Genomic DNA, 23,393 nt, shown 5'->3' with positions numbered 1-23,393 from the left:
ATGCGTGCGATCGATCGGTATCGCGATGGCTCTGGCTTTTTCAAGCGAGGGGCGCATTATCGCGGCAATCGAATGAGGTGGTGGAATGCATAGCGAAGCACAGGCGATCGCGCGATTGAAGTCGATGGTCTTTCTGATCGAAGAAGCGTTGCGTATCGCAGATGAAGGCGACAGTCCGCTGGTTGGCGCCAAGCTGAGTGACTGTATCGATTGTCTTCAGCGTGCGTTGACCGGTATCACCGAAGCCTCGGCGGCACGCGGGACGATCACCGCAACGTAATCTACTACGTCGAAGATGGTTGTTCAGGGCGCAACTGTCTTAAAGATGCTTTTGATAATGTCCGGTTCGGACGCGCGGTTCTTGGTGTCGATCGGTTATCTGGCGCATGGCTGGCATATGTCGCAGAACTGCCAAATTATTCTTCGATCGCGATCAAAGTAATTCTTGCTGTTGGATAAATACTTCGCAGATGTCGGTGGCGATCATTCAAGATATAATTCAGATATCCAGATTTATGACAATTTATACGGCCTGTCATATGTTTGAATAAACATATTCGAGGTATGTTATAGTTTCTGACCGACAGCCGATAATTGGGCGCTGACGGCCGAGAGATGCATGTGCTCCCGCCCCGACTTTGCGGGAGAACGCATTTGAACGATGTTATGAGCCCATTGGGCCTGATGGTGCGAAAGCTCGAGACGCATGCCGTGCTCGACGTCGGGGATCGCAAGGCCCTGCTTGCGTTGCCCTACACATTGCGAACGTACGAGCCCTCGTCGTACCTCGTGCGGGAGGGGGATTCGCCCGAGCAGTGCGCGGTGCTGCTGTCGGGTTTCGCGTATCGTCAGAAGCTGACCGGATCAGGTATGCGCCAAATCGTTTCGCTGCACGTGCCCGGCGAGGCACTCGATTTCCAGCACCTTTTCCTCGATGTCGCGGATCATAACGTCCAGACGCTCACCCGGGCCGACGTAGCAACGATCTCGCGAAGCGCCTTGCGCGAACTCGCACGGTCGCGGGCGTCGATCGGCAACGCGATCTTCGTCAATACGCTGGTCGAGGCGTCGATCTTCCGCGAATGGATCCTCAATATCGGTCGCCGCGACGCACGGTCCCGGTTGGCGCATTTCCTGTGCGAGTTTGCGATCCGGCTCGACATGCAGGGGTTGGTCGATGAGGCCGGCTATGAGTTGCCGATGAGCCAGGAGCAGCTCGGCGATGCGCTCGGCCTGACGGCGGTGCACGTCAACCGGACGATCAAATCGCTAGAGTCCGACGGCTTGATTACCCGCAACCGGCGCCGGATCAGTTTCCCGCAATGGGATGCGTTACGCGAACTGGCGGATTTCTCGAGCCGCTACCTTCATCTGTCGCAACAGAAGACCTGACCGATCAGGCGTCGCGCGCGTGCTCGATCGAATCGATGATCCGCCCGCCTGCCATGAACACGGCGATCGGGCAGGCGGCGAACAGCATCCAGCCGCCATATCCAGGATATTGCTGGAGATAATGGATGCCGCGTTCGACCGCGCCGAGGCCCAGGCCGTAGATGACGAGGAAAGCCTCGAATTTGGTCTTGATGATGAAGAGGCGGGCAAAGCGGTTCCACATGACGTGTGACTAGCAAGACCTGCGCCAATGGCTGAAATCCGCCAATTCCGCCCCTGGTATTATGGTTAAGTGTCAATTAACCCGACAAGATCGAGCGCTATGAGCAAGGTTTTTCGCGCCGCTTCGATCTGCTCGACCAGCGCGGGATCGCCGATTGCGTTCGGCGCTATCGCCGCTGGCCAATGCGCCTCGACCATCGCCGCGATCCGATCGAGCTTGGCATGATCGACCAGGAAACGCGGATCGATCGTTTCCGGATCGGCGACGACGCGGAGGCGGAGGCAGGCGGGGCCACCGCCGTTGCTCATCGACTCGCGGACATCGACGACATGCAGATGGCGGATTGGGCCGTTCCCCGCGACATGCGCCTGGAGCCACGACCAGACCGCCGTATTCGCGCGCGCTTCCTCGGGCAGGATCAGCGCCATGCCGTCGGGGAGGGAGACGAGCTGCGCATTGAACAGGTACGACGCGATCGCATCGGCTAGACTGACGCGATCCGCCGGAACTTCGACGATCTCGACGTCGGGCAGCAGGCCACGCAAGTCTGCATAGAACCCGTCTTTGTCCGCAAATGCGTGCTCATGCGCGAACAGGACGCGCGCGTTGGCGACGGCGACGACGTCGTTGTGGAAGGCGCCCGCCGCGATCGCGACCTCCGATTGCTGGACGAACAGCGTCCGCGCCGGATCGAGACGATGCGCGCGCGCGATCGCCTCGCTCGCGTCACGGTGCTGCCGTGCCGGAAATGGTCCGCCCGACACGCCATAGACGAAGACTTCGACGCCCGGCGCTTCGTGGCCGGCGCAAAGTCGCATATGGTTCGCGGCACCCTCGTCGCCGAACGGTGCAGGGATTGGCGGATGAACGGCGAATGCGGGGTTCGCAAACGCGGTTCGGAGTTGCGCCAGCATACCTTGCCATTCGTGGCTGCGGTGCGGCATCGTCACGAGGTTGGCTACGGTCAGATGGCAGCGCCCGTCGCGCGTGTCGGGCGCGGGCGAGACGGTTGCGGCATTGGCCGCCCACATCGACGACGCCGACAGCGCCTGCGCGCGAAGATGCGGCGGTGCCGCCGGATAGGTCGTCGCCATCGCGTCGAGCCAGCGATGGTCTGGCCGAGCAAGCGGCACGAACAGGCCCTGGACGAGTCCCAGATCGAGGTTGGCACGCATCTTCGCTATACCCTGCAATGCTGCGGAGCGCGGATGCGCGACCTGACCGGCATGACGGGTCGCGGCGAGGTTGCCGGGGCTCAGACCGGCAAAATTGTGGCTCGGTCCGATCAGTCCGTCGAAATTGATCTCGACCATCGTCATAGCCGCGCCACGTGCGTGACTGGAGCATCCTCGCATACGCCCAAGGCACCGGCGCAGTCCTCCGCCAGGACGATGCCGTCATCCGCCTCGCGGACGGTGCCGAAAGCGGCGCGGAACTCGGCGAGTTGACCCGTCGCGACCAACGCTTCTTGCCCGCGGTCACGATCGACCGCGACCACTCGGTGCTCCCGCGCCTCGGCGATGGTGCGGACCTGGTCGGTGCGCGCCGTCATAGTCGGACCGCCATCGAAGATGTCGACGTAATTCTCGAACGCGAAGCCTTCGTTCTCCAGCATCCGCATCGCCGCACGACCAGACGGGTGGGGCAAGCCGATCGCAGCGCGCGCGCTTTCCGTGAGCATCGCGGTGTAGATCGGGTGTTTGGGCATCAGGTCGGCGATGAACTGGTGGCCGTTGATCGCGTTGAACTGGTCCGCGTCCTGGAAATTCATCCCGAAGAACCGTCCGGCAAGACCGTCCCAGAACGGTGAGCCGCCGGCTTCGTCGATCACGCCGCGCAGTTCGGCGAGGATGCGGTCGGCGAAACGGGCACGGTGCATCTTGATGAAGAGGTAGCGGCTGCGGGCGAGCAACAGACCCAGGCCGCCAGCACGTTCACCGGGATGGAGGAACAGGCCCCCGACCTCGCTCGCACCCTCGAGATCGGTGGCGAGCGAGAGCATGTCGGCGCGGAACGTGCGGTTGAGCTCGCGGCTGTGCTGGGTGAGCTGGCCGATCCGGTAGCTGTAAAACGGGTAGCTCTGCCCGACCTGCGTGAAGATCTGGCAGGTCCCGCGAACCTCCTTCGTCTCGACGTTTTCTAGCACCAGGACGAACAGCTCGTCCTGGACCGGGCCGTCGGTGCGCGCAAAGGCGGCATGGCTGCGTTCGAGCTTGGCGGTCAGTGCGCGGCGGTCGGGTGGCAGGTTGGTGAAGCCACCGCCCGTCAACTTGGCCATTTCGTAGAGATGCTGGAGATCGTCGTCGACCGCGGCCCGGATCCTGAAACTCACAAACGGCCCTCCGCGATACGCATTATGGTGACGGCCGACAGCGCTGCGCGCTCGGCCAGGCTTTCCGGGATCATGAACTCGTCCGCCGAGTGGATCGCGCCGCCTCTGACACCCATCGTGTCGACGACCGGCACGCCGGCGGCGGCGATGTTGTTACCGTCGCAGACGCCGCCGGTCGCTTTCCACGCTATGTCGAGGCCGAGATCGCCCCCCGACGCCTTGACCAGATCGAACAGGCGCGCGGCGCCGTCGTCGATCGGTTTGGGAGGGCGGTTGAAGCTGCCATGGACCTCGATCCGGACGTCGTGCTCGGCGGCGACCATCGCCACTGCCGAATCGATGTGCGACTGCGCTCGGGTAATCTCGTCCAGCGTGGCCGGTCTGAAATTGATGCGGAGGATGGCGAGATCCGGAACGACGTTGTTGGGACCGCCCCCTTCGATCCGCGCCGGGTTCACCGCGAGGCGGGGCCCGCGGACCTTGGACAGGCGGACCGCAATGTCGGCAGCGGCCACGATCGCATTGCGGCCGTCCTCAGGATTGCGACCGGCATGCGCGCTGCGGCCGTGGACGATGATCGAGAAGTTTCCGGTGCCGCCGCGTGCACCCGCCAAGGTTCCGTCGGCAAGCGCGGGTTCGTAGGTCAGCGCGGCAATCTTCCCATGCGCGGCGCGGGCGAGCAGAGGGGCCGAAGAGAAGGAGCCGGTCTCCTCGTCCGAATTGATGACGACGTCATAGCCGACCTGCGCCGCGAGCGGGCTCGCTTCGACGGCGGTGAGCGCTGCGAGCATCACCGCGAGTCCGCCCTTCATGTCGGCGACGCCGGGACCGTTGAGGTGGCCGTCGTTCTGCCAACGAAGCGCCTGGAACGGATGATCGACCGGGTACACCGTGTCCATGTGGCCGGTGAACAGCATTCGCACCGGTGCGTCAGGCCGGACGGCGAGGTGGAGATGCCTGCCGTGCTCGACCGACGAAACGACGCCGTCCGCACCGACGCTGTCGACCGGGATCGGTTCGACCAGCGCGATCTCGCCCGGCAGGCTCGCGAAGGCATCGCCGAGCAACCCGGCGATTGTCGCCAGTCCTTCGAGATTGCGCGTGCCGCTGTTGATTGCCGCCCAGGCCTCGACCTGCGCCAGCATCGGTGCCGCGTGCGCCTTGTCGACGGCATCGCGTTCGATCGTTGAAAGTCCCCTCATCGCGCAACCCTAGCGAGGGTAAGCGCGCGTGGGAACCGGCTCAGAAGCTGTAGACCAGCGAGGCGCGGCTGGTGGTGTCGGTCGAGACCGAGCCGATCGGCGGTTCGCTTTCATATTGCACGCTGTACGACAGCGCGGCGGAAAGCGGCCCGATCAGTTTGGCGTTGAGCGAGGTCGTGCCGCTGAGCGTGCTGTTGAAGCGCTGGACATAGGCGGACGCGACCTGGCTGACCGAAAGGCCGCTCAGGATGCGAATGCTGAAATTCGCCGTACCGCGCGCGGCGAGGCTGCTCTGCACGGTGTCGTCGGTAAATTCGGTATGACGATACGCCGGCCCGAGTTCGAGATCGAGCTTGGTGCCCGCGGTCTTGATCACGCTGTAGCCGGCACCGACCGAGGTCGAGTAGCGATTGAAATAGCCGAGGAACCGATCGCCCTCATACTGCGCGACGCCATATACATAGGCGCGGTCGTCGACCTTGTAGTTGGGTTCGTACGAGGCGAGATAATGCTCGCGCGTCGTGATGTTGAGGTTCGACTGATAGTCGGCCTGGGCGTGGAACTTGTGGCGCCAGCGCAGGCCCTCGCGGTTCAGATCGAGCACTGCGGTACCGCCCGCGGTGTCGGAGTTGCCGGTCGTCAGATAGCCGCCGATCTCCGCCTTGCCGCTCCAGAGATCGAGGAAGCTTGCCTGGCGGATGACCTGCGTACGCTGTGCGGCGCGGTCTGCCTTCCACTTCTCGGCGATCGCCAGCACCGCATCGCCGCTGAGCGGATCGGCGGCGCGGGCGTATTTGGCGACCGTGTTGACGTCCGCCTCGTTCCCCGATTCGAGCGCCGCATCGAGCATCGCCCGGATCGTCTCGGGGATCATCACCGATTGCGGATCGGGCGCGTTCGCCAGCAGCAACGGGGCAAGTAGGATAAGGGGTAAGCGGCGCACGCTGTGTTCCGTAACGGCAGCGTAGCGGATTGGGAACTGCTCAGCGTGTCGAGGTTGCGCCGAGATGTGGCGCGAAGGCGGCGAGTACCTGTTCGTAGAGCGTCTTCTTGAACGGCACGATCAGCCGCGGCAGGTCGGCGGGATCGCTCCAACGCCACGCGCGGAATTCCTCGTGGTCGGTGGCGATGTTCACGTCCGCGTCGGTGCCGAGGAAGCGGTACAGGAACCAGCGCTGCGTCTGGCCGCGCCATCTGCCTTTCCAGACCTTGCCGAGTAGTTCGGGGGGAAGATCATAGACGAATTCGCCGGGGGCTTCAGCGATCAGCTGGGCGTGTTCAGGCATGACGCCTGTTTCCTCACCGAGTTCGCGCAGCGCGGCGGCTTGCGCGTCCTCGCCCGGGTCGATCCCGCCCTGCGGCATCTGCCACGCGTCCGAAGGCGAATCGTTGCGCTGCCCGACGAAAATCTTGCCGTCCGCGTTGACGAGCATGATTCCGGCGCACGGGCGATAGGGCAGGGTCGAATAATCGGTCAACTTGGTCTCCGGACGGCACGAACGCTTGGGCGGTAGGGGGCTCGCCCCTACCTACGGAGCATGATCCATGTCGTCCACCACCCCGACTATGTCGCGCCCGCGCCGGCGCGGTCGACCTATCGCTGGAACAAGAACGGCCTGATCCGCGACCTGCTGCTCGCAAAGGGCGATGCGGTCGCGTGGCACCGGGCCGAACCGGCGCCGCGCGACTGGCTGGAGGCGGTGCATGACCCCGACTATGTCGCTGAGGTGATCGAGGCACGCGTGCCACGCGAGAAGGAGCGGCGGATCGGCTTTCCGGTGACCGAACCTGTGGCAAGGCGGGCGGCGATCGTGCCGCAGGGGACGTGGCTGGCGGCGTGTCTTGCGCTGGAGCACGGGTTTGCGGCGAATACGGCGGGCGGGAGCCACCATGCGTTGGCGAACACCGGGGCGGGGTTCTGCGTCTTCAACGACCTGGCGGTTGCGGCGGTGCGCCTGATCGAGGAGCGCAGAGTGCAGCGCGTGCTGGTGGTCGATTGCGACGTGCACCAGGGCGACGGGACCGCGGCGCTGCTGGCGGGGCGGCCGGAGATCGCGACCTATTCGATCCATGCCGAAAAGAATTTCCCGGTGCGCAAGGCACGCTCGACGCTGGACGTGCCGCTGGCGGACGGGATCGGCGACGCCGCGTATCTGGCGACGCTGGGGGCGACGTTGGTGCCGATGCTCGATGATTTCCGCCCGGACCTGATCCTGTACCAGGCGGGGGTCGACCCGTATGCGGGGGATCGGCTGGGGCGTCTATCGGTGTCGCTGGAGGGATTGGCGCAACGCGAGATGCTGGTCGCTAGTCTCGCGATCGAGCGGGGCCTACCGCTCGCAAGCACCGTCGGCGGCGGCTATGGCGACGATGCGCTGGCGATCGCCGAGCGGCATGTCGCGGCGATCATGACATTAGGCGAAACTTTCGCCGCCGCGGGTGACGCCGGCGGGCGCGTTCGTGCATTGAGCAATCGATGACGACACCGACCCTGCTCTGGCTTCGCCAGGACCTCCGTCTGCACGACCAGCCTGCCTTGATCGCCGCCGCGCATACGGGGCCGGTGATCCCGGTCTACGTGCTCGACGACGACGCGCCCGGCACATGGGCGATCGGCGGCGCCCAGCGCTGGTGGCTGCACCATACGCTTGCCTCGTTCGCGGAGTCGCTGGCGGACAAGGGATCGAGGCTGATCCTGCGCCGCGGCGATGCGGTCGAGGTGCTGACCGCGTTGCTGAAGGAGACCGGCGCCGAACACGTCCATGCGATCCGGCATTACGAGCCTTGGTGGCGCAAGGCAGAGGCAGCGCTGGGCGATCGGCTGTGCCTGCACGACGGCAACCATCTGGCGCGGATCGAGGACGTGACGACCGGCTCGGGCGGGCAGTTCAAGGTGTATTCGTCGTTCTGGAAGGCGCTGAACCAGATGATGCCGCCGGGCGAACCTGAGCCTGTGCCGCACACCATTCCGGGACCGAAATCTTGGCCGAAGAGCGAGAAGCTGGCCGACTGGGATCTGCTGCCGACCAAGCCGGACTGGTCGGCTGGGTTCGCCGACTGGACGCCGGGCGAGGCCCAAGCGATCAAGAACGCGAAGGCGATGGCGCCGATCGTCGAGGCGTATGACGTCGATCGCAACATGCCCTCGATCGAAGGCACCTCCCGCCTGTCGCCGCACCTCCATTTCGGTGAGATTTCCGCGCGTGCGGTGTGGCACGCGGTGGACGGGCATGGCGATGCGACGACGTTCCGCAAGGAACTGGCGTGGCGCGATTTTACCGATGGCGTCGTGCTGACGATGCCGGATTACGGCGATACGAACGGTCGGCCCAAGTTCGACAAGCTCCCTTGGCGGTCTGGCAAGGAGGCCGAGGCGGACCTGAAGGCGTGGCAGGAGGGCAGGACGGGCTATCCGATCGTCGATGCCGGAATGCGCCAGCTTTGGGCGACCGGGTGGATGCACAACCGCGTGCGGATGATCACCGCCAGCTTCCTGGTGAAGCACCTGCTGATCGACTGGCGCGAGGGCGAGCGCTGGTTCTGGGATTGCCTGGTCGATGCGGATTACGGGAACAACGCGGTGAACTGGCAATGGGTGGCCGGGACCGGGGTAGATTCCAACATGTTCGGGCGGATCATGGCGCCGCTGTCGCAATCGGAGAAGTTCGATGCGGGGGACTATATTCGCGAGTGGGTGCCGGAACTGGCGAAGGTGACCGGTGAAGCGATCCATGATCCGGATGAGTCCGGGTGTCGGCCAAAAGCCTATCCGCTGAAGATCGTCGGCCACCGCGAAGGACGTGAGCGCGCGCTCGAAGCCGGACGGCACGCGCGCTAGGGTCGGGCGACTCCTCCCTGGAGGGGAGGGGTTGGGGGCGGGTCGGGTTCCGCTCGGTCGACCGTCATTGGCCCGAGCCGGCCTACCCACCCCCGGCCCCTCCCTTCCAGGGAGGGGAGCGCGTCATGGCCTTGAATTACGTTCCAGCCGTTTCCGCGCCGACAACTCTTTCCTAGCCGGCGCCCGTGTTGCATGGAGCGCCGCGATGACCGCCGTTCCCGCTTTCGACGATGTGCCCGCCGCGCAGGTTTCCCCGGTTGCGCGCCTGGTCGCGCCAATATTTCATCGTCTGCTCGACCGGATCGACGCGGGGCTGGAGAGCGGCGGCATAGACGCGCACTTGCCCGACGGCACGCGGCGGCTGATCGGCGGACGGGCTCTGGGGCCTTTGCCCGTCGTGACCTTGCACCGCTGGCGCGCGTTGGTCCGTCTGGCGACCGCGGGGTCGGTCGGCTGGTACGAGGGTTGGGCGGCGGGCGACTGGTCGAGCCCCGATCCGGTGCCGCTGTTCGACCTGTTCATGCGCAACCGCCGCTCGCTCGGGAGTTCGGCACGGTCGGGGGGCGTGGTGCGGCTGGCGGCGCGGGCGTGGCACCGGATGCGGCGGAACGACCCGACCGGCTCGCGCAAGAACATTGCCGCGCATTACGATCTCGGCAACGATTTCTACGAGACCTGGCTTGATCCTAGCCTGACCTATTCGAGCGCGATCTTCGCCGAGCCGTTCGACGATGCCGAACCGCATGAGGCGGCGCAGGCGACCAAGCTGCGCGCAATCCTCGACCGGACTGGGGCGCGGGCAGGCGACACTATCCTGGAGATCGGCTGCGGTTGGGGATCGTTCGCCGAGATGGCGGCGCGCGCGGGGGTCGGCGTGCACGCGCTGACGCTGTCGACTGAGCAGAAGCGGCAGGTCGATGACCGGATCGCGGCGGCGGGGCTCGACGGCGTTCGCGTGGCCCTGACCGATTACCGCGATGTCACCGGGACCTATGACGCGGTGGCATCCATCGAGATGGTCGAGGCGGTCGGCGAGGAATACTGGCCGGTCTATCTCGACGCGATCGCGCGTGCGTTGAAGCCGGGAGGGCGGGCGGCGTTGCAGTATATCTCGATCGACGATGCGATCTTCGACTCCTATTCGCGGAGTGTCGACTTCATCCAGCGCTACGTGTTTCCGGGCGGGATGCTGTTGTCCGAACCACGGTTTCGCGCACTGGCCGAGGCGCGTGGGCTGGCGTGGGAAGATCGGCGCGGGTTTGGGCTGCATTATGCCGAGACGTTGCGGCGGTGGCGAGTTGCGTTCGATGCTGCGGTTATGGAAGGACGGTTGCCGGCGCGGTTCGATGCGCGGTTCGTCGGGTTGTGGCGCTACTATCTGATGTATTGTGAGGGCGGGTTTCTCGGCGGCGGGATCGACGTGGCACAGGTAACGCTGGTGAAGCGCTGACGTTCGACCACCCGTTCTGTCACCCCGGACTTGTTCCGGGGTCAACGGTCCCGCAGATTATACTCCATCGAGTACGCGGAACGCTAGATGCCGGAACAAGCCCGGCATGACGGGAGGCGGGGTAGTGGTTTAGGCTACCCGCTCGAAATGGCCGGGTTCGAAGCCTTCGATCGCCAGCGCGACGATGCGGTCGGCCACGACAGTCGGTTCCTTGACCGAGTTCGGATCCTCACCCGGATAGGCCCGCGCCCGTATCTTCGTCCGCGTCGCGCCCGGGTCGACGATCGCGGTGCGGATGGCGCTGATCTCGGCCATTTCGTCGCCGTACGCGCCGAGCAGCGTTTCGAACGCTGCCTTCGAGGCGCCGTAGAGGCCCCAATAGGCGCGAGGCTTGCGGCCCACGCTGGAGGTGACGCCGATCACGCGGGCCCACTTCGCCTTCTTCAGCATCGCGTCGAACGCCGCGATCATCGCCGCCTGCGCGCTGACGTTGAGCGTCAAGACCTGCGCCATTTCCTTCGGGTCGATCGCCGGAACCGACGACAACGAGCCGAGCATGCCGGCGTTCAGCACGAGGATGTCGAGCGCGTCCCAGCGGTCGCCGATCGCGGTCGCGAGGCGCGCGATCGCTTCGCTCTCGGCCAGATCGAGCGGGGCGATCGTCGCCGAGCCGCCGGCCGCGTGGATCGTCGCCTCGACCTCTTCGAGACCGCCAGGCGTGCGTGCGGTCAGGACGACGTGCGCGCCCTTTGCTGCCAGCGCGATCGCAGTCGCGGCGCCGATGCCGCGGCTGGCGCCGGTGACCAGCGCCAGCCGGCCGTCGAGAGGCTTGTCCGTCATAATCGCTCCGGCAGTATCAGATGACGCGTTCGGCGAGCATCGCGAACTGATCGACTTCGGCACCCTCGTCATGGTCGGTCAGCGTGGTCGGATAGTCGCCGGTGAAGCAGGCATCGCAGTATTTCGGGCGGATATCCGCGCGCTTCGCCTCGCCGAGCGCTTTGTAGAGGCCGTCGATCGAGATGAAGTTCAGGCTGTCGGCGTGGATGAAGCCGGTCATGCCGCCGAGATCGAGCTTCGCCGCGAGCAGTTTTGCGCGCTCCGGCGTGTCGACGCCGTAGAAGCAAGAATGCCGCGTCGGCGGGCTGGCGATCCGCATGTGGACTTCGGCGGCACCCGCCTCACGCATCATCTGGACGATCTTCAGCGAGGTCGTGCCGCGGACGATCGAGTCGTCCACGAGGATGACCCGCTTACCCTTGATCAGCGCGCGGTTGGCGTTGTGCTTCAGCTTCACGCCGAGATGCCGGACCTTGTCGCCCGGCGAGATGAAGGTGCGACCGACATAATGCGAGCGGATGATGCCGAGCTCGAACGGGATGCCCGATTGCTGTGCATAGCCGATCGCCGCGGGCGTGCCCGAATCGGGGACCGGAATGACGAGATCGGCATCGACCGGCGATTCGATCGCGAGCTGCGCGCCGATCGCTTTACGCACCGAATAGACCGAGTGATCGTCGACGATCGAATCCGGTCGCGAGAAATATACCCATTCGAAGATGCACGGCCGCGCCGCCATCGGTGCGAATGGACGAATCGAGCGGATTTCCGAGCCCTGGACGATGACCAGTTCGCCCGGCTCGACCGCGCGGACGAAGGTGGCGCCGACGACGTCGAGCGCGACCGTCTCCGAGGCGAAGATCACCGCGTCGCCGAGCTTGCCCATCACCAGCGGCCGGATGCCGAGCGGATCGCGGCAGGCGATCATGCCCTCCGGCGTCATCACGATCAGCGAGTACGCGCCCTCGATCTGCTTCAGCGCATCGATGAAGCGATCGAGCAGCGTGCGGTAGTTGGACGTCGCGACCAGGTGGATGATCGTCTCGGTATCGCTGGTTGACTGGAAGATCGAACCACGGCGGACGAGCTCGCGACGCAGCCGCATCGCGTTGGAAATGTTGCCGTTATGCGCGATCGCGAAGCCGCCGGTCGACAGCTCGGCGTAGAGCGGCTGGACGTTGCGCAGCGCGGTCTCGCCCGACGTCGAATAGCGGACATGGCCGCAGGCGACGGTGCCGGGCAATGACCGGATGACGTCGTCGCGGTCGAAATTGCCGGCGACATGGCCCATTGCGCGATGCGTGTGGAAATGCGCGCCATCGAAGGTGGTGATGCCGGCGGCTTCCTGGCCGCGGTGCTGCAACGCGTGCAGCCCCAGCGCCACGAGTGCGGCCGCGCCATCGGTGGCCGAAACGCCAAACACCCCGCATTCTTCGCGGAGTTTGTCGTCATCATAAGGGTTTGTCGTCAGCATGCCGGTTCTCACGTCGTGCGGAAGCTGCCCTATACGAGCGGATCGTCGGCTTGTCGCCTGTTTGTAATAACATTGCGCGCCGCTGGTCGCATCGGGCCGGGATTCCGGTATATCCGGGGTATGACAAACAGCCGCGACACGGGCCTGACGCTCGATCCAAAATTCGATTCCGCCGGGCTTTTGACGGCGGTCGTCACCGACCGCGTGTCGGGCGACGTGCTGATGGTCGCGCACATGAATGCCGAGGCGCTCGCGGAAACGCAGGCGACCGGCGAGGCGCATTTCTGGTCACGGAGTCGGGAAAAGCTCTGGAAGAAGGGCGAGACGTCGGGGAACGTGCTGCGCGTCGCCGAGCTACGGATCGATTGCGACCAGGATGCGGTGTGGGTGATCGCGGATGCGGCGGGTCCGGCGTGCCATACCGGCGAGCGAACCTGCTTCTTCCGGCGGATTGAAGGCGATAGGCTGGTGCCGGCCGAATGAGGCGGGTGCTGCTGCTTGCTCTGGTGTTGGGCGGGTGTGGGCAGGAGCCGTCCAATGTCGTCGAGGATAGTGCGGGGGCTCGGCTGGAGACTGCGGCGGAGACGGCGGGGATCGTGCCCGATCCGAACGCGCCGCTGCAGGGATCGTGGGCGCGCGATACTGACAGGGTCTGCGTCGTCGGCACCGAGAAGACCGCCCGGATCGGGGTCAGCGTCGATTATGGGGAGGACCAGGGCTGTGCCGCGTCGGGCACGGTCGAACGGTCGGGCGAGGCGTTGAAACTCGCGTTCGGCGCGTGCACGTTCGACGCCCGGTTCGATGGCGACCGGATCGTCTTCCCGGCGGAAATGCCCGAGCCTTGCGAATCGCTGTGCACCGGCCGCGCCTCGCTGGCCGCGCTGACCGTCGATCGGATCAGCGAATCGCGCTCGGAGGCATCAACACTACGATCAACTGGCGGGAAGTTGCTCTGCGCTAATTGACGTTGACGTAAACGAGAGTTATCTCTTCGGGGATGGCGACACGAGCATCTCCTTCCCCGGTCTCTCCCGAATCCTATGCGGTGATCGAACCGCGGCATGATCGCGAGAGCTTCACGATCTCCGACCTGTCGGCCGAGTTCGACGTGACCGCGCGCGCGCTCCGTTTCTATGAGGACGAGGGGCTGATCGCGCCCGAGCGTCGCGGTACGCAGCGGATCTATTCGCACCGTGATCGCGCGCGGCTCGCCTGGATCCTGCGCGGCAAGCGCGTCGGGTTCAGCCTCGGCGAGATCCGCGAGATGATCGATCTCTACGACGTCGGCGATGGTCGGCGGGCGCAGCGCCAGGTCGTGATCGAGCGCAGCCAGGCGCGGATCGCGCTGCTGACCGCGCAGAAGCGCGACATCGATCTCGCCATCGACGAACTCACCAGTTTCGTGGCCCTTCTCGAAGTGAGCCGCGCCCAAGACACCCCGCAAGGATAAACCATGCCCCAGTATACGCCCCCCGTCCGCGACACGCGTTTCATCCTCGAGCATGTCGTTGGCCTTGCCAATTACGCCACGCTGCCCGGCTTCGATGCGGCCTCGCCCGATGTCGTCGACGCAGTGCTCGAAGAGGGCGGCAAGTTCGTCGCCGAGGTGCTGTTCCCGCTCAACCTGTCGGGCGACCAGCAGGGTTGCACGCGGCACGAGGACGGCTCGGTGACGACGCCGGACGGCTTCAAGGACGCGTACAAGCAGTATGTCGAGAGCGGCTGGGCGACGCTCGGCAACCAGCCGGAATATGGTGGGCAGGGGATGCCGCACGTCGTGTCGACCGCGTTCCAGGAATACATGATCTCGTCGAACATGGCGTTCGCGATGTATCCGGGGCTCACGCACGGCGCGATCGCCGCGCTGATCGCCAAGGGCTCGGACGCGCAGAAGGCGATGTACGTGCCGAAGATGGTGTCGGGCGAATGGGGCGGGACGATGAACCTGACCGAGCCGCAGTGCGGCACGGACTTGGGTCTGATCCGCACCAAGGCCGAGCCGCAGGCGGACGGATCGTACGCGATCACCGGCACGAAGATCTTCATCTCGAGCGGCGAGCATGACCTGACCGACAACATCATCCACCTCGTGCTGGCCAAGACGCCGGGCGCACCGGACAGCTCGAAGGGCATTTCGCTGTTCGTCGTGCCGAAGTTCCTCGTGAACGAAGACGGCTCGCTCGGCGCGCGCAACGGCGTCACCTGCGGCTCGATCGAGCACAAGATGGGCATCCACGCGAACTCGACCTGCGTGATGAACTATGATTCGGCGACCGGCTGGCTGGTCGGCGAGGAGATGAAGGGCCTGGCGGCTATGTTCATCATGATGAATGCAGCGCGTCTCGGCGTGGGGCTTCAGGGGCTGGGGATCGCCGAAGTCGCGTATCAGAACGCGGTTCAGTACGCGCAGGATCGTCGCCAGGGTCGTGCGCTGACAGGACCGAAGGAGCCGCAGGAAAAGGCGGACACATTGTTCGTCCATCCCGACATCCGCCGCATGCTGATGGAGGGCAAGTCGCTGACCGAGGGCTTGCGCGCGCTGATCCTGTGGACCGCGCTGCAGGCGGATCTCGAACATAGCGCCGAGACCGAGGAAGAGCGCCAGCTGGCGGGCGACATGATCTCGCTGCTGACCCCGGTCATCAAGGGATACGGCACCGACAAGGGCTACGAGATCGCGACCAACTCGCAGCAGGTCTACGGCGGCCACGGCTACATCGCCGAATGGGGCATGGAGCAATATGTCCGCGATGCGCGGATCGCCCAGATCTACGAGGGCACCAACGGCGTCCAGGCGATGGACCTGGTCGGGCGGAAACTCGCGCAGAATGGCGGGCGCGGGATTCAGGCGTTCTTCAAGCTGGTGGCGGACGACGTTGCGGCAGCGAAGGGCGATGAAGCGACCGCGGTGTTCGCCGAGGCGCTGGAAAAGGCGAGCGGGCAGCTTCAGGCGGCGACGATGTGGTTCATGGCGAACGGCATGAAGAATCCCGAGAACGTCGGCGCAGGCGCGGTCAGCTACATGCACCTGATGGGCATCGTCGCGGTCGGCACGATGTGGCTGCGGATGGCGGTCGCTGCGACCAAGCTGAAGGCGGCTGGCGAGGGCGAAGCTGCGTACCTCGACGCCAAGCTGGTGACGGCGCGCTTCTATGCCGAGCGGATCCTGCCGGATGCGGGCGCGCTGCGTCGGAAGATCGAGGGCGGGGCTGAGTCGCTGATGGCGCTGCCGCCCGAGATGTTCATGGCAGCTTGATCGGCAGGGGGCGGATTGCTGAAGCGGTCCGCCCCTTGTTCGTCATTCACCGCCCACACCAACCCGTTCGTGCTGAGCGAAGTCGAAGCACCTGCGCGCGAGCCATGCCCTTCGACTTCGCTCAGGGCGAATGGGTGGGGTGGGGAAGCCGTTTTAAAATCACCTGCTAACGGTCGGCAGAGCGGATGCGAGAAAGGTTATTTCGGTGCAGATGGTACAGGCGTGGAGCCAGGGACCGGCACCACGGTCGCTGGCTTGCGACGTACCCCGTTCAGTTCAATCGTTGCGGGTGCCGAGGTCGACGCAGCAACCACCGGCGGCGGCACCGCGGTCATCGTCACTTGGACCTTCATGCACTGCGCCGGGTCCGCGCGCTTGAACTGGCGGCAGTTCCACAGCGACTTCTCATACACGCTCGCCCGATCTCTCAGATAGCTGAAGCTCAGCGCGGCGGTCTGCGCCGGGTCGAGAGGTAGTGATGGCGCCGCCTTCGTACCGTCCGTCCAGGCCATGTACCGGCAGAACGGCTTGTCGCCGCAAGCTTGAGCCGCAAGCGCCGGGAGCCCGTCTGCCGTCTGGTTGCGAGGCAAGGTCACGAGTAGCGTGTCACTGTCGACCGGGGCGGTCGCGGGTGAGGACACCGTCTCCGATGCAGCTCCGAACCCCATTGCGATCGACGCCTCCGCCAAGGCCGCATCCGCTTCGGCAAGCGCTGCGCCGGTCTTGTGCGCGTCGGACAGGTCGGCGAGCTGTGCGATCACCGGCTCGACCGTCTCCGGGTGGCGGCCGAACGCTGGCGGCGTGCCCCACCAGCCTGACCAGCGGAAGAACAAATGCGTGTTGACCGCGGTGATCTTGTCAAGGCTCGACTGCCAGTACGGAACCACCCAGTCGGTATGATAGTGCGTAGCATAGCCGACCTGCTTGAACACCGCACCCGACAAGGATGCCGCAGCCACTTCGCGCGCGCGGCGCCAGGCGTCGTCGGTCGGGTGCCAGCGGGTGAGCGCGCCGTCGCAGCTGAAGCTGAACTGGCAACCGGTCGAGCGGTCCTGCCCCTCGAACACGACTCCGCAGACGGTCTTCGGAAAGGCCGGGTGATGCAGGCGGTTGAGAACGACCTGCGCGACCGCGCGTTCGCCGAGCGTGTCGTCGCCCGCCTCGTAGAGAATGCCCGCCGCCATGCAGTCGGTCGCGCGCGCCAAGTCGTCGGGACCGCCGGCGAAGCGGAACGGCCGGGCGGCCGGGTTCGGATCGGTCGAGAACGGCACGGTCGCGTTGAATGCGCGTGCGTCTTCCGGCGTGAGGTCGACAAGCCGCACAGGTTCGACCTCAGGCACTTCGGCCTGCGGCACGATCCGGCCCGCGGGCAGCGTCACCCGCTTTGGCGGGTGCACGATCACCGGCGCGTTGGCGACGACCAGCGCAGGCCCGACGATCGCCAGCGCGGAAATGCCGACGAGGATGGCGCGCAGCACCGTGGTGCCGCGCGCGGAGAGAGGTGGAGTCACTGTTCGGGCAGGAAGTCCGGGACCGACAGATAGCGCTCGCCGGTGTCGTAGTTGAACCCGAGAACCCGAACGTTGTCAGGCAGATCGGGGAGCTTCTGAAGGATCGCTGCGAGCGTCGCGCCCGAGCTGATGCCGACCAGCATGCCCTCTTCGGTCGCCGAGCGACGCGCCATGTCCTTGGCCACCGCGGCGTCGACCTCGATCACGCCGTCGAGCGCCTGCGTGTGAAGATTCACCGGGATGAAGCCGGCGCCGATGCCCTGGATCGGGTGCGGCCCCGGCTGGCCGCCGGCGATCACCGGCGAGGCGGCGGGCTCGACCGCGTAGACCTTCAGCGACGGCCATTCCTTCTTCAGCGCCTCGGCGACGCCGGTGATGTGGCCACCGGTGCCGACGCCGGTGATGATCACGTCGATCGGCGTGTCGCGGAAGTCGGCGAGGATTTCCTGTGCGGTCGTAGCGACATGCACCGCGATGTTCGCAGGGTTTTCGAACTGCTGCGGCATCCATGAACCCGGCGTCTGCTCGACCAGTTCCTTGGCACGCTCGATCGCGCCCTTCATGCCCTTCTCGCGCGGGGTCAGGTCGAAGGTGGCGCCATAGGCGAGCATCAGGCGGCGGCGTTCGATCGACATGCTCTCGGGCATGACGAGGACGATCTTGTATCCCTTCACCGCGGCGACGAGCGCCAGGCCGATGCCGGTGTTGCCGCTGGTCGGCTCGATGATCGTGCCGCCGGGCTGGAGGTGGCCGTCCTTCTCCGCCGCCTCGATCATCGCGAGCGCGATACGGTCCTTGATCGAGCCGCCGGGGTTGGAACGCTCGGACTTCACCCAGACTTCGGAGTCGGGAAACAGCTTCGACAGGCGGATGTGCGGCGTGTTGCCGATCGTATCGAGGATCGAGTTGGCCTTCATGGCTTGGCTTCTCCGTGCTGAGGTTCGGTCTCGAGAATTTCTGGGGGATCAAAGGTTTTCGCGCGGCCTAGTTCCGGGAACAGTCGCGCCCAGCCGATCGTGATCGCAATAGCACCGACGCCGCCGAACACCACCGCGCCAACCGGACCGAGCAACGATGCCATCACCCCGCTCTCGAATTCCCCCAGTTCGTTCGAGGCCGAGATGGTGAGCTGCGATACCGCGCTGACGCGGCCGCGCATCGCGTCTGGGGTGTGGAGCTGGATCAGCGACTGGCGGACATAGACCGAGATCATGTCCGCGCCGCCCGCGACGATCAGCGCGACGAGGCTGAGGACGAAGGCGGGCTGCACGGGCACGCCGGCGATCGTGCCGGGCGCGATGCCGAGCAGAGTCACGATCGGCGTGGCGACGCCGAACGTGAGGATCGCGAGGCCGAACACGACGACCGCGATCAGCATCTTGACGCCCACGTTGGTGCTCATTGGCCGGAACGAGAACCAGATCGCAGTCACCGCCGCGCCGATCCCCATGCCGGCCGCGAGCACGCCCAGCCCTTGTGAGCCGACGTGGAGGATGTCGCGCGAATAGACCGGCAGCAGAGACGTCGCGCCGGCGAGCAGCACCGCGAACAGGTCGAGCGTAATGGTCGCCAGGACGAGGCGGTTGCGGCGGACGTAGGTGAAGCCCTCGATGATGCGGGCAAGGGGACGGTGATCGGTCTGTGCAGCAGGCTGTGGCACCGGGCCGATCAGGAACATGAAGAGGAGCGCGACGACGAACAGGATCGTCGCGACGCCGTAAGCGACCTCCGGGTGGATCGCGTAGAGCAGCCCGCCGACGCTGGGGCCCGCGATCGTGCCGACCTGCCACGCGATCGAGCTGATTGCGATCGCGGTCGGGAGGACCGCGCGGGGGACTAGGTTGGGGGCGAGGGCAGAGTAAGCGGGCCCTGAGAAGGCTCGCGCGACGCCGAAGGCTACCGCGGCCACGAACAGGACGCCAAGCGTGAGGTGGCCGGTCCAGGTCAGCAGCCAGAGGGTCGCGGCGGTGAGCACCAGCAGCGCGGTCGTGCCGCGGACGATCCAGCGCCGGTCGAAGCTGTCCGCGACGAGGCCGGTGATCGGGGTGAGCAGGAACAGCGGTACGAACTGCGCGAACCCGATCATGCCGAGCATGAAGGCGGCCTGGCGAATGTCCATCGTCTCGCGGGCTATGTTGTAGACCTGCCACCCGATCACGATCGACATCGCGCTCACGGCGATCGTGCCGGTGAAGCGGGACAGCCAATAGGCGCGGAAATTGGCGATCCGTAAGGGATGCTGGTGGGGGTCTGTCGTGGTGGCCATCGGGGTTGGCTTTAGGCTTGCGCGCGCGGGGAGGGCAACCGGAGCTTTGCTTGGGGTGGGGATAGAGGCTCAAGCCACGACTGTTCGTTCCCCGTGTTCTCCGGCGAAGGCGGGAGCCCAGTCTGGGCTCCCGCCTTCGCGGGAGAACACGGAAGCAGGGGCTGCCGTAAGTCGGCATCCACGTTATGACCACCACTACCCAATACCGCAGCACCACCCCGGCGAAGGCCGGGGCCCAATTGGGGGACGTCGCCAACCGAGCGATGCACATCGTTACTGCAGCCTCACCAATTGGGCCCCGGCCTTCGCCGGGGTGGTCGGCGTATGGGGAAGGGCTCGCGCGACCTATCGAGCGCCCCATCCCAAGCCCCCAAAACCAACATACCCCAGACGGGAATTGATGTTCCGCCCCGTCCGCGCCTATAGGCTCCCTCAACTCCCCTACGGAAAACGAGGTTTCCCACATCGTGGCCAAGACCCCCCCACCAGCACGCGCAATCGCCGAACCGCCGATTACGAACCGCGAACGACCGGCCGAACCAAAGCCGTACGAAGCGTCGAAGGACGAACTGCTCGAAATGTATCGGCAGATGCTGCTGATCCGCCGTTTCGAGGAAAAAGCGGGCCAGCTCTATGGCTTGGGCCTGATCGGTGGCTTCTGCCATCTCTACATCGGCCAGGAAGCCGTCGCTGTCGGGCTTCAGTCCGCGCTGAACGGCGAGACCGATTCGGTGATCACCGGCTACCGCGATCACGGCCACATGCTTGCCTACGGGATCGACCCGAAGGTGATCATGGCCGAGCTGACCGGACGCAATTCGGGTATCTCGAAGGGCAAGGGCGGGTCGATGCACATGTTCTCGACCGAGCATAAATTCTACGGCGGCCACGGCATCGTCGGTGCGCAGGTGTCGCTCGGCACCGGCCTCGCGTTCAAGCATAAATACTCGAACGACGGCGGCATCTGCATGGCCTATTTCGGCGATGGCGCCGCGAACCAGGGCCAGGTGTACGAGAGCTTCAACATGGCCGAGCTGTGGAAGCTCCCGATCATCTTCGTGATCGAGAACAACCAGTACGCCATGGGCACGAGCGTCAACCGCGCCTCCGCCGAGGACCAGCTGTATCGTCGCGGCGAGAGCTTCCGCATTCCCGGCATCCAGGTCGACGGCATGGACGTGCTCGCCTGCCGCGGTGCCGCCGAGGAAGCGTTGGCGTGGGTCCGCGCGGGCAAGGGCCCGGTCATCCTCGAGATGAAGACCTATCGTTACCGTGGCCACTCGATGTCCGATCCGGCCAAGTATCGCACGCGCGACGAGGTCCAGGCGGTTCGCGACAAGTCGGATCCGATCGATCACATGAAGAAGCTGCTCGACGCGCAGGGCGTGACCGAGGCGGACCTCAAGTCCCTTGAACAGGAAATCAGGAAAATCGTGAACGAAGCCGCCGATTTCGCCGAGCAGACCCCGGAGCCGGATGCTGCCGAGCTCTACACCGACGTTCTGGTGGAGAAGTACTGATGGCGATCGAGATCAAGATGCCCGCGCTCTCCCCGACGATGGAAGAGGGCACGCTGGCCAAGTGGCTCGTCAAGGAAGGTGACAGCGTCAAGTCCGGCGACATTCTCGCCGAGATCGAGACCGACAAGGCGACGATGGAGTTCGAGGCGATCGACGAAGGCACGATCGGTTCGATCAGCGTCGCCGAGGGCACCGACAATGTGAAGGTCGGCACCGTCATCGCGACGATCCTCGAAGAGGGCGAGAGCGCGAGCGACAGCAAGCCAACCGAGGCACGCTCGGGCGATGCGGCCAACGCCGCGCCGAAGGAAACGCCGTCGGACGACAAGGCACCGCCGGTTCCCGAAGGTGCCTCGCCGGCCAAGGCCGAGAGCGGCACGCAGCAGCTCGTCGCGTCGGCCGAGAAGGTCGGCATCTCCGACCCGGCGATCCCCGAGGGCACCGAGATGGTCAAGACGACCGTCCGCGAAGCCCTGCGCGATGCGATGGCTGAGGAAATGCGCGAGGACGACCGCGTCTTCGTGATGGGCGAGGAAGTCGCGCAGTATCAGGGCGCGTACAAGGTCACGCAGGGGCTGCTCGACGAGTTCGGCGACCGCCGCGTCATCGATACGCCGATCACCGAATACGGCTTTGCCGGCATCGGTGCGGGCGCGGCGATGGGTGGTCTCCGCCCGATCGTCGAGTTCATGACCTTCAACTTCGCGTTGCAGGCGATCGATCACATCATCAACTCGGCCGCCAAGACCAACTACATGTCGGGCGGCCAGATGCGCTGCCCGATCGTGTTCCGTGGTCCCAACGGCGCGGCGTCGCGTGTGGGTGCTCAGCATTCGCACAACTTCGCGGCATGGTATGCCAGCGTCCCCGGCCTGATCGTGATCGCGCCGTATGACGCGGCCGACGCGAAGGGTCTCCTGAAGGCGGCGATCCGCACCGAGGATCCGGTCGTGTTCCTCGAGAACGAGCTGATGTACGGTCGCAGCTTCGACGTCCCCAAGCTCGACAACCACGTCCTGCCGATCGGCAAGGCGCGGATCGTCCGCGAGGGCAAGGACGTCACGATCGTCAGCTACTCGATCGGCGTCGGCATTTCGCTCGAAGCCGCCGAGAAGCTCGCCGAAGAGGGTATCGACGCGGAGGTCATCGACCTGCGCACGCTGCGCCCACTCGACACCGAGACGGTGCTGAAGAGCCTCGCCAAGACCAACCGCATGATCATCGTCGAAGAGAATTGGGCAACCTGCTCGATCGCCTCGGAGATCGTGTCGGTGGTGATGGAACACGGCTTCGACGACCTCGACGCACCGGTGTTGCGCGTCGCCAACGAGGACGTTCCGATGCCGTATGCGGCAAACCTCGAAAAGCTGATGCTGGTCAACGCCGACAAGGTCGTCGCTGCGGCGAAGAAGGTTACCTATCGCTAGGTAGCTGAGAGATGCGCAGCGTCGCACAGGCGCTGCGCACTGGCCGGAAGGCTTTTGGTGTTCGTCAGTGTCTGTAGCGCGCGGTCCCGGACGGTGAAGGCCTGGATGGCCGACAATTCCCGGTCGGCCATGAAGGCCGACACAACGATGGGATGATAGGTGTACCTGATCTCAGCAAAGATCAGGGCACTGTTCGGTACAGGTTTGATCGGATTCCCGGCAGGCCCCATGCCAGCGATTAATGACGCATCATTGGCGCCCGCGCCTGCCAAACCGTAGCTCGACGTGACGTTCTTGGCTCCGAAACAACGCTGCCAGGTGATTTTGTTACCGGTTTTGGGTGAGGGCTGGCCATTGCCTTCCAGACTCGAGATGATCACGCGGCCATTCGTGCCGAAATCGATCCCGCTGCCAGCAAACCGGATACCGGCCATGATCTCGTTGACGTCCTGTTCGTCGATCGAACTGCGCACGCGGCCGGCATTGTCGGATGCCATCATCGCCAGTTGATTGACGCGGAGCACGGTGATCGCAAGATTGGCGGTCTCGACGCCCGTCAGCGTGAGCGTCAGCAGGACCGGCAACGCCAAGCAGAATTCGATCAGTGCCACGCCGGACCGATCGCGCAACATGCGAACCAACCCTGTCGATCCCCGCTTGCG

General features: G+C 65.2%; 23 protein-coding genes. 11 read left to right on the top strand and 12 right to left on the bottom strand.

Annotated features, from left to right (window positions below; genetic code table 11):
* Positions 1 to 85: 85 nt before the first annotated feature.
* Positions 86 to 280 carry a hypothetical protein gene (locus tag AC3D24_RS04755; RefSeq protein WP_489028673.1) on the top strand — a complete coding sequence of 65 codons (195 nt, stop codon included), beginning with the start codon at positions 86 to 88 and terminating at the stop codon, positions 278 to 280.
* A 374-nt stretch (positions 281 to 654) separates the two neighbouring features.
* On the top strand, positions 655 to 1,392 hold the full coding sequence (locus AC3D24_RS04750) for a Crp/Fnr family transcriptional regulator (protein WP_489028672.1): 738 nt from the start codon (positions 655 to 657) through the stop codon (positions 1,390 to 1,392).
* Positions 1,393 to 1,396: 4 nt separating this feature from the next.
* On the opposite strand, the gene AC3D24_RS04745 is transcribed toward AC3D24_RS04750, so the two are convergent.
* From AC3D24_RS04745 to AC3D24_RS04720, 6 genes are all read right to left on the bottom strand, one after another.
* Positions 1,397 to 1,615 (bottom strand): hypothetical protein, encoded by a 219-nt coding sequence (locus tag AC3D24_RS04745; protein WP_489028670.1) that lies wholly within the window; start codon positions 1,613 to 1,615, stop codon positions 1,397 to 1,399.
* 65 nt (positions 1,616 to 1,680) lie between these two features.
* Positions 1,681 to 2,934, bottom strand: coding sequence for an N-succinylarginine dihydrolase (locus tag AC3D24_RS04740; protein WP_489028668.1), 1,254 nt, complete (start codon positions 2,932 to 2,934; stop codon positions 1,681 to 1,683).
* Positions 2,931 to 3,947, bottom strand: coding sequence for an arginine N-succinyltransferase (locus AC3D24_RS04735; protein WP_489028666.1), 1,017 nt, complete (start codon positions 3,945 to 3,947; stop codon positions 2,931 to 2,933). Before AC3D24_RS04735 ends, AC3D24_RS04740 begins: the two co-directional genes overlap by 4 nt.
* Positions 3,944 to 5,149, bottom strand: a complete 1,206-nt coding sequence (locus tag AC3D24_RS04730; RefSeq protein ID WP_489028664.1) for a hydrolase — start codon at positions 5,147 to 5,149, stop codon at positions 3,944 to 3,946. Before AC3D24_RS04730 ends, AC3D24_RS04735 begins: the two co-directional genes overlap by 4 nt.
* Before the next feature lie 40 nt (positions 5,150 to 5,189).
* Positions 5,190 to 6,092, bottom strand: a complete 903-nt coding sequence (locus AC3D24_RS04725) for a DUF481 domain-containing protein (protein WP_489028662.1) — start codon at positions 6,090 to 6,092, stop codon at positions 5,190 to 5,192.
* A 40-nt stretch (positions 6,093 to 6,132) separates the two neighbouring features.
* Positions 6,133 to 6,627, bottom strand: coding sequence for an RNA pyrophosphohydrolase (locus AC3D24_RS04720; RefSeq protein ID WP_489028660.1), 495 nt, complete (start codon positions 6,625 to 6,627; stop codon positions 6,133 to 6,135).
* Between the two features lie 60 nt (positions 6,628 to 6,687).
* Here AC3D24_RS04720 and AC3D24_RS04715 point away from each other — a divergent pair, with 60 nt between their 5' ends.
* The 3 genes from AC3D24_RS04715 (at position 6,688) to AC3D24_RS04705 (ending at position 10,437) form a co-directional block, all read left to right on the top strand.
* Positions 6,688 to 7,629 carry a histone deacetylase family protein gene (locus tag AC3D24_RS04715; RefSeq protein ID WP_489028658.1) on the top strand — a complete coding sequence of 314 codons (942 nt, stop codon included), beginning with the start codon at positions 6,688 to 6,690 and terminating at the stop codon, positions 7,627 to 7,629.
* On the top strand, positions 7,626 to 8,987 hold the full coding sequence (locus AC3D24_RS04710; protein WP_489028656.1) for a cryptochrome/photolyase family protein: 1,362 nt from the start codon (positions 7,626 to 7,628) through the stop codon (positions 8,985 to 8,987). Before AC3D24_RS04715 ends, AC3D24_RS04710 begins: the two co-directional genes overlap by 4 nt.
* A 205-nt stretch (positions 8,988 to 9,192) precedes the next feature.
* On the top strand, positions 9,193 to 10,437 hold the full coding sequence (locus tag AC3D24_RS04705) for a class I SAM-dependent methyltransferase (RefSeq protein ID WP_489028654.1): 1,245 nt from the start codon (positions 9,193 to 9,195) through the stop codon (positions 10,435 to 10,437).
* Positions 10,438 to 10,566: 129 nt separating this feature from the next.
* Here the strand turns inward: AC3D24_RS04705 and AC3D24_RS04700 are convergent, their stop codons facing one another.
* Together AC3D24_RS04700 and purF are read right to left on the bottom strand one after the other, a co-directional pair.
* Positions 10,567 to 11,277 carry an SDR family NAD(P)-dependent oxidoreductase gene (locus AC3D24_RS04700; RefSeq protein WP_489028652.1) on the bottom strand — a complete coding sequence of 237 codons (711 nt, stop codon included), beginning with the start codon at positions 11,275 to 11,277 and terminating at the stop codon, positions 10,567 to 10,569.
* A gap of 16 nt (positions 11,278 to 11,293) precedes the next feature.
* Positions 11,294 to 12,751, bottom strand: a complete 1,458-nt coding sequence (purF, locus tag AC3D24_RS04695) for an amidophosphoribosyltransferase (protein ID WP_489028650.1) — start codon at positions 12,749 to 12,751, stop codon at positions 11,294 to 11,296.
* 120 nt (positions 12,752 to 12,871) lie between these two features.
* Here purF and hisI point away from each other — a divergent pair, with 120 nt between their 5' ends.
* The 4 genes from hisI to AC3D24_RS04675 are packed head-to-tail and all read left to right on the top strand — an operon-like array spanning position 12,872 to position 16,007.
* Entirely contained in the window at positions 12,872 to 13,234 is a 363-nt protein-coding gene (gene hisI, locus AC3D24_RS04690; RefSeq protein ID WP_489028648.1) for a phosphoribosyl-AMP cyclohydrolase, read from the top strand.
* Positions 13,231 to 13,716, top strand: coding sequence for a hypothetical protein (locus AC3D24_RS04685; RefSeq protein ID WP_489028646.1), 486 nt, complete (start codon positions 13,231 to 13,233; stop codon positions 13,714 to 13,716). The genes hisI and AC3D24_RS04685 overlap by 4 nt, the downstream gene beginning before the upstream one ends.
* A 32-nt stretch (positions 13,717 to 13,748) precedes the next feature.
* A complete protein-coding gene (locus tag AC3D24_RS04680; protein WP_489028644.1) occupies positions 13,749 to 14,201 on the top strand; it encodes a MerR family transcriptional regulator in 453 nt (150 codons plus the stop codon).
* Between the two features lie 3 nt (positions 14,202 to 14,204).
* Entirely contained in the window at positions 14,205 to 16,007 is a 1,803-nt protein-coding gene (locus tag AC3D24_RS04675) for an acyl-CoA dehydrogenase C-terminal domain-containing protein (protein WP_489028642.1), read from the top strand.
* Positions 16,008 to 16,204: 197 nt separating this feature from the next.
* Here the strand turns inward: AC3D24_RS04675 and AC3D24_RS04670 are convergent, their stop codons facing one another.
* Genes AC3D24_RS04670 through AC3D24_RS04660 form a run of 3 tightly spaced genes read right to left on the bottom strand, consistent with a single transcriptional unit; the run spans position 16,205 to position 19,784 of the window.
* Entirely contained in the window at positions 16,205 to 17,518 is a 1,314-nt protein-coding gene (locus tag AC3D24_RS04670) for a cell wall hydrolase (RefSeq protein ID WP_489028640.1), read from the bottom strand.
* The gene (gene cysK, locus AC3D24_RS04665; RefSeq protein ID WP_489028638.1) at positions 17,515 to 18,435 is read right to left on the bottom strand and encodes a cysteine synthase A; all 921 of its coding nucleotides are present in this window, start codon (positions 18,433 to 18,435) and stop codon (positions 17,515 to 17,517) included. The genes AC3D24_RS04670 and cysK overlap by 4 nt, the downstream gene beginning before the upstream one ends.
* The gene (locus AC3D24_RS04660) at positions 18,432 to 19,784 is read right to left on the bottom strand and encodes an MFS transporter (RefSeq protein WP_489028636.1); all 1,353 of its coding nucleotides are present in this window, start codon (positions 19,782 to 19,784) and stop codon (positions 18,432 to 18,434) included. The genes cysK and AC3D24_RS04660 overlap by 4 nt, the downstream gene beginning before the upstream one ends.
* Before the next feature lie 467 nt (positions 19,785 to 20,251).
* On the opposite strand from AC3D24_RS04660, the gene pdhA reads away from it, so the two are divergent.
* Together pdhA and AC3D24_RS04650 are read left to right on the top strand one after the other, a co-directional pair.
* Positions 20,252 to 21,304 (top strand): pyruvate dehydrogenase (acetyl-transferring) E1 component subunit alpha, encoded by a 1,053-nt coding sequence (pdhA, locus tag AC3D24_RS04655; RefSeq protein WP_056048766.1) that lies wholly within the window; start codon positions 20,252 to 20,254, stop codon positions 21,302 to 21,304.
* Positions 21,304 to 22,731, top strand: a complete 1,428-nt coding sequence (locus AC3D24_RS04650) for a pyruvate dehydrogenase complex E1 component subunit beta (protein WP_489028633.1) — start codon at positions 21,304 to 21,306, stop codon at positions 22,729 to 22,731. Before pdhA ends, AC3D24_RS04650 begins: the two co-directional genes overlap by 1 nt.
* Here the strand turns inward: AC3D24_RS04650 and AC3D24_RS04645 are convergent.
* Positions 22,728 to 23,363: a pilus assembly protein gene (locus AC3D24_RS04645; protein ID WP_489028632.1), complete on the bottom strand. Its 636-nt coding sequence runs from the start codon at positions 23,361 to 23,363 to the stop codon at positions 22,728 to 22,730. The genes AC3D24_RS04650 and AC3D24_RS04645 overlap by 4 nt on opposite strands.
* Between the last annotated feature and the right edge of the window lie 30 nt (positions 23,364 to 23,393).

It is taken from the genome of Sphingomonas sp. SL1004, from assembly GCF_057815015.1.
The sequence above is the reverse complement of the archived record's forward strand: the minus strand, read 5'-3'. Positions and strand labels throughout refer to the sequence as shown.

Coding starts and splice junctions, on each gene's coding strand:
- AC3D24_RS04755 (WP_489028673.1), top strand. CDS start 86: ATGCATAGCGAAGCACAGGCGATCGCGCGATTGAAGTCGATGGTCTTT.
- AC3D24_RS04745 (WP_489028670.1), bottom strand. CDS start 1,615: ATGTGGAACCGCTTTGCCCGCCTCTTCATCATCAAGACCAAATTCGAG.
- AC3D24_RS04740 (WP_489028668.1), bottom strand. CDS start 2,934: ATGACGATGGTCGAGATCAATTTCGACGGACTGATCGGACCGAGCCAC.
- AC3D24_RS04730 (WP_489028664.1), bottom strand. CDS start 5,149: ATGAGGGGACTTTCAACGATCGAACGCGATGCCGTCGACAAGGCGCAC.
- AC3D24_RS04715 (WP_489028658.1), top strand. CDS start 6,688: ATGATCCATGTCGTCCACCACCCCGACTATGTCGCGCCCGCGCCGGCG.
- AC3D24_RS04710 (WP_489028656.1), top strand. CDS start 7,626: ATGACGACACCGACCCTGCTCTGGCTTCGCCAGGACCTCCGTCTGCAC.
- AC3D24_RS04705 (WP_489028654.1), top strand. CDS start 9,193: ATGACCGCCGTTCCCGCTTTCGACGATGTGCCCGCCGCGCAGGTTTCC.
- AC3D24_RS04700 (WP_489028652.1), bottom strand. CDS start 11,277: ATGACGGACAAGCCTCTCGACGGCCGGCTGGCGCTGGTCACCGGCGCC.
- purF (WP_489028650.1), bottom strand. CDS start 12,751: ATGCTGACGACAAACCCTTATGATGACGACAAACTCCGCGAAGAATGC.
- hisI (WP_489028648.1), top strand. CDS start 12,872: ATGACAAACAGCCGCGACACGGGCCTGACGCTCGATCCAAAATTCGAT.
- AC3D24_RS04685 (WP_489028646.1), top strand. CDS start 13,231: ATGAGGCGGGTGCTGCTGCTTGCTCTGGTGTTGGGCGGGTGTGGGCAG.
- AC3D24_RS04680 (WP_489028644.1), top strand. CDS start 13,749: ATGGCGACACGAGCATCTCCTTCCCCGGTCTCTCCCGAATCCTATGCG.
- AC3D24_RS04675 (WP_489028642.1), top strand. CDS start 14,205: ATGCCCCAGTATACGCCCCCCGTCCGCGACACGCGTTTCATCCTCGAG.
- cysK (WP_489028638.1), bottom strand. CDS start 18,435: ATGAAGGCCAACTCGATCCTCGATACGATCGGCAACACGCCGCACATC.
- AC3D24_RS04660 (WP_489028636.1), bottom strand. CDS start 19,784: ATGGCCACCACGACAGACCCCCACCAGCATCCCTTACGGATCGCCAAT.
- AC3D24_RS04650 (WP_489028633.1), top strand. CDS start 21,304: ATGGCGATCGAGATCAAGATGCCCGCGCTCTCCCCGACGATGGAAGAG.
- AC3D24_RS04645 (WP_489028632.1), bottom strand. CDS start 23,363: ATGTTGCGCGATCGGTCCGGCGTGGCACTGATCGAATTCTGCTTGGCG.